This is a genomic window from Streptomyces sp. (assembly GCF_035644915.1).
Classification (GTDB): Bacteria; Actinomycetota; Actinomycetes; order Streptomycetales; family Streptomycetaceae; genus Streptomyces.
On the sequence record NZ_DASQNP010000252.1, the window covers coordinates 1 to 3,821 of the forward strand.

Sequence of the window (3,821 nt, forward strand, 5' to 3'; positions counted from 1 at the left end):
AAGGGCGACTACTCGTCGTGCAGCATCGCCTACAGCGGCCACGCGTGACCAAGCGCTGACCGCCCGGCCTCAGGGCGTCTCGCCGCCCGCCCCCGGAAGCCGGGGACGGGCGGCTTTTCCCTTTCCGTCGCCGGGCCCGGCGCACCGCGGACACGGCGCTGCCAGACACATAAGGCCCGTCGAGTCCCCATCGCAAACTCCGAGTTCGTCCACCGCCCGGTGCCGGCGACCCCACGGCGGCGACCACGCTCCCACGCGCGTAAGTCGTGTGTGCGGGGCGGTAGCCTCGCCCGCAGCAGGAGCGGCCGTGATCGGGGGTGCGGGTGGTGCGGGCGGGGAACGGGCTGCGCGCCGCGTGGATCGCGGTGCTGACCGCCGTCGTGAGCGCGGCGGGGCTGCTGGCCGGGCTGGCCGTCAACGCGGCGACGGGACAGGAGCGCTGGCCGAGCGTGCTGGACGTGCTGCGGCGGCGCCCCTGGGAGGCGACCGGCGTCCTCGCCGTCGTCATCGTGGTGGGCGGTGTGGTGCTGTGGTGGTCCCAGGACCGCCCCGGCCCGGAGACGGACGATCCGCCGCCCCCGCCGCCTCCCGAGGTTCCCGGCTGGGTGGTCGGCCGGGACGAGAGCGCCCGGGTGGTCTCCGCGGTGTGCGCCGACCGCCGTACGGTGGGCATCACCACGTCCCTGCACGGCGCCGGCGGTTTCGGCAAGACCACGCTGGCGCGGGTCGTGTGCGCCGACCGCCGCGTGCGGCGGCACTTCCGCGACCGGGTGTACATGGTCACCCTGGGCCGGGACGTGCGGGGACGGGCGGCGATCGCCGCGAAGGTCGCCGAGGTCACCGAGTTCATCACCGGAGACAAGGCCGCCTTCGACGACCCGGACGCGGCCGGTGCCCACCTGGGCCGCCTGCTGGACGAACGCCCCCGCACCCTGCTCGTCCTGGACGACGTGTGGACCGCCGAGCAGCTCGCCCCCTTCCTCTCCGGGGGCGGGAGGTGCGTACGGCTGGTGACCACCCGCGTCCCCGAGATCCTGCCGGAGGGCCCCGGCAACGAGTCCGTCCTGGTCGACGGGATGTCGCTCGCCCAGGCACGGGAAGTGCTCACCCGGGACCTGCCGCCCCTGCCGGAGGAGGTGGTCCGGGCCCTGCTGGCGGCCACCGGCCGCTGGGCGCTGCTGCTGCGCCTGACCAACCGCCTGATCGCCAGGGAGATCGCCACCGGCCTGGCCCCGGCCGACGCGGCGGCCGACGTACTGCGGCGGCTGCGGCGGAGCGGGCCGGCCGCGGTGGACGGCCCGTGGACGCCGCTGGACCCGGACGATCCCGCCCAGCGCGCCAAGGCGGTACGGGCGACGCTGGAGGCGGCGACCGGCCTCCTCCCGCCCGGCGGCGGTGAACGCTTCGCAGAACTGGGGGTGTTCGCCGAGGACGAGGCGGTCCCCGTCTCCCTCGTCGCCCGGCTGTGGCAGGCCACCGGAGGGCTGGACGGGCACGAGTCGCGGGAGCTGTGCCGCATCCTGCACGGACTGTCCCTGATCGGCCTCGACCCGGCCGACGGCGGACGGATCGGCCTGCACGACGTCATCGGCGACTACCTGCGCGCCGAACTCGGTCCCGCCCGGCTGACCGAACTGCACGGCACCCTGGTGGACGCCGTCGAGGCCGGTCTGCCCCCGGCCGAACCGCTCGCCCCGGCCGTCCCCTCGCCCCGCGCCGCCTGGTGGACGCTGTCCGAGGGCTACCTCCTCGACCACGCCGTCGCCCACCTGCTCGCCGCGGGCCGCACCGACCGGGCCGAAGCGCTCGCGGGCGACATCCGCTGGGTCGAGGCCCGGCTGCACCGGCGCGGCCCCTCCGCCCCCTGGTCCGACCTGGACCGCATCCCCACCCCCACGGCCGCCGCCAAGGCCCGCGACCTCGCCCGGACCGCCCACCTGCTCACCCCCACCGACCCCGGCCATGCCCTGACCACCGTCCTGCACAACCGCCTGGAGCCGCTGCCCCGCTGGCACGCCCAGGTCACCGCCCGGCAGGACCAGAGGGAACACCCTGCCCTGGTCAACCACTGGCCCCCGCCCGACCTGCCCCACCCCGCCCTCGTCCGCACCCTGGCCGCGAACTCCGGCCTGGTGACGGCGGTGGCGTTCTCCCCGGACGGCACCCGGCTGCTCACCGGCAGTGTGAGCGGGGTGGTGCGGATCTGGGACCGGACCACCGGCACCCTCGTCGCCACCCGCAGGCGCAGCAGGCGCAGCGGGGCCAGGAATCCGGGAAGAGTGGTGGCGTTCTCACCGGACGGCACCTGGCTGGCCGTCGCCGACCGGGACGGGACGGTGCGGCTCCGGGACCGGGAGAGCGGCGACGACACCGCCGTCCTCACCGGGCACACCGAACCGGTGAGCGCGGTGGCCATCGCCTCGGACGGCACCTGGCTGGCCACCGCGAGCACGCAGGACGGGACGGTTCGCATCTGGGACCGGGACACGGGTTCCCCGACCGTCACCCTCGACATGCGCGCCGAGTCGGTGGCGATCTCCCCGGACGGTGCGCTGCTGGCCGTCGTAGGCCGGGACGGCGCGGTGTGGTTCCGGGACCGGTGGGGCGGCCCCGTATCCGTTCCTTTCCCTGCCCCCGCAAGCAGGAAGAGGACCACTGCGCTGGCGTTCTCCCCGGACGGTGCGCTGCTGGCCGCCGTCGGCCGGGACGGGACGGTGCGGATCTGGGACCGGGAGACAGGCGAGATCACCGCCGTCCCCGAGGGGCCCGTCGGCTGGACGCGGGCGCTGGCCTTCTCCTCGGACGGCACCTGGCTGGCCGCCGTCGATGGGAGTGGAGCGGTACGAATCTGGAACCAGACCGCGGACATGCCTGCCACCACCTTTCACACAGCCTCCGCTCCGACGCGGGCGCTGGCGTTCTCCCCGGGAGGCACCTGTCTGGCCACTGTCGGTCAGGACGGGGCGGTACGGATCTGGGATCCGGCGGCCGACGAGGCTGCCCCGGCCCGCGACCGGTCCGCCGCTCCGGTACGGGCGGTAGCGGTGACTCCTGACGGCACGCGGATCATCGCAGCCGACAGGGGGAGGACGATGCAGGTTTGGGACCGGGAGAGCGGTCGTGTCCTCCGCACCTCCACGCGGACTGTCGGAGAGGGGATGGGGGCGGTGACGGCGCTCTCCCCGAATGGGGCGTGGCAGGTCACTGTCGGTCGGAACGGAGTGGCACGGGTGCGGGACCGGGAGACCAGTGAGGTCACCGCCACTCTCGCCGGAACCGTCGGCCGGATGCAGAAGCTGGTGTTCTCCCCGGATGGTGCCTTGATCGCCGGCCGCGACAAGGACGGGGAGTTGCGAGTCTGGGACCGGGAGACCGGTGAACTCATCGCCGCCCCTGTCCCCGCTGCCGGCCGGGTGCGGGTGCTGGCCTTCTCCCCGGATGGTGCCTTGATCGCCGGTGCCGGTGCCATCGGGCCGCCGCGGGTGTGGGACCGGGAGAGCGGCGGCGTCGTCGAGGTCCTTCGCGGAGTGGATTTCACGACCGCGATGGCGTTCTCCCCCGACGGTGCCTGGATCGCCGTCTGCCGGAGCAGGGGAACCCTGGAGGTCTGGGACCGGGTGCGGCGGTGCTTCGCCACCTTGACGCGGGTCGATGACCGGCTGCGGGACTGCGCCTGGACCCCCGACGGCCGAGGGCTGGTGGCGGGCGGCGACCGGGGGCTGTACTTCTACGGATTCCGTGCCGCCGCCCTCACCGCGCACCACGAGCCCCCGGACGGCCGCCGGGCCGGCGACCTTCCCTGACACGTCCGCCTGCCGGTG

General features: G+C 74.9%; 1 protein-coding gene. It reads left to right on the top strand.

Annotated features, from left to right (window positions below; translation table 11 throughout):
• The first annotated feature begins 326 nt into the window (after window positions 1-326).
• Window positions 327-3,803 (top strand): NB-ARC domain-containing protein, encoded by a 3,477-nt coding sequence (locus tag VE546_RS26725; RefSeq protein ID WP_324926763.1) that lies wholly within the window; start codon window positions 327-329, stop codon window positions 3,801-3,803.
• The last annotated feature ends 18 nt before the right edge of the window (window positions 3,804-3,821 follow it).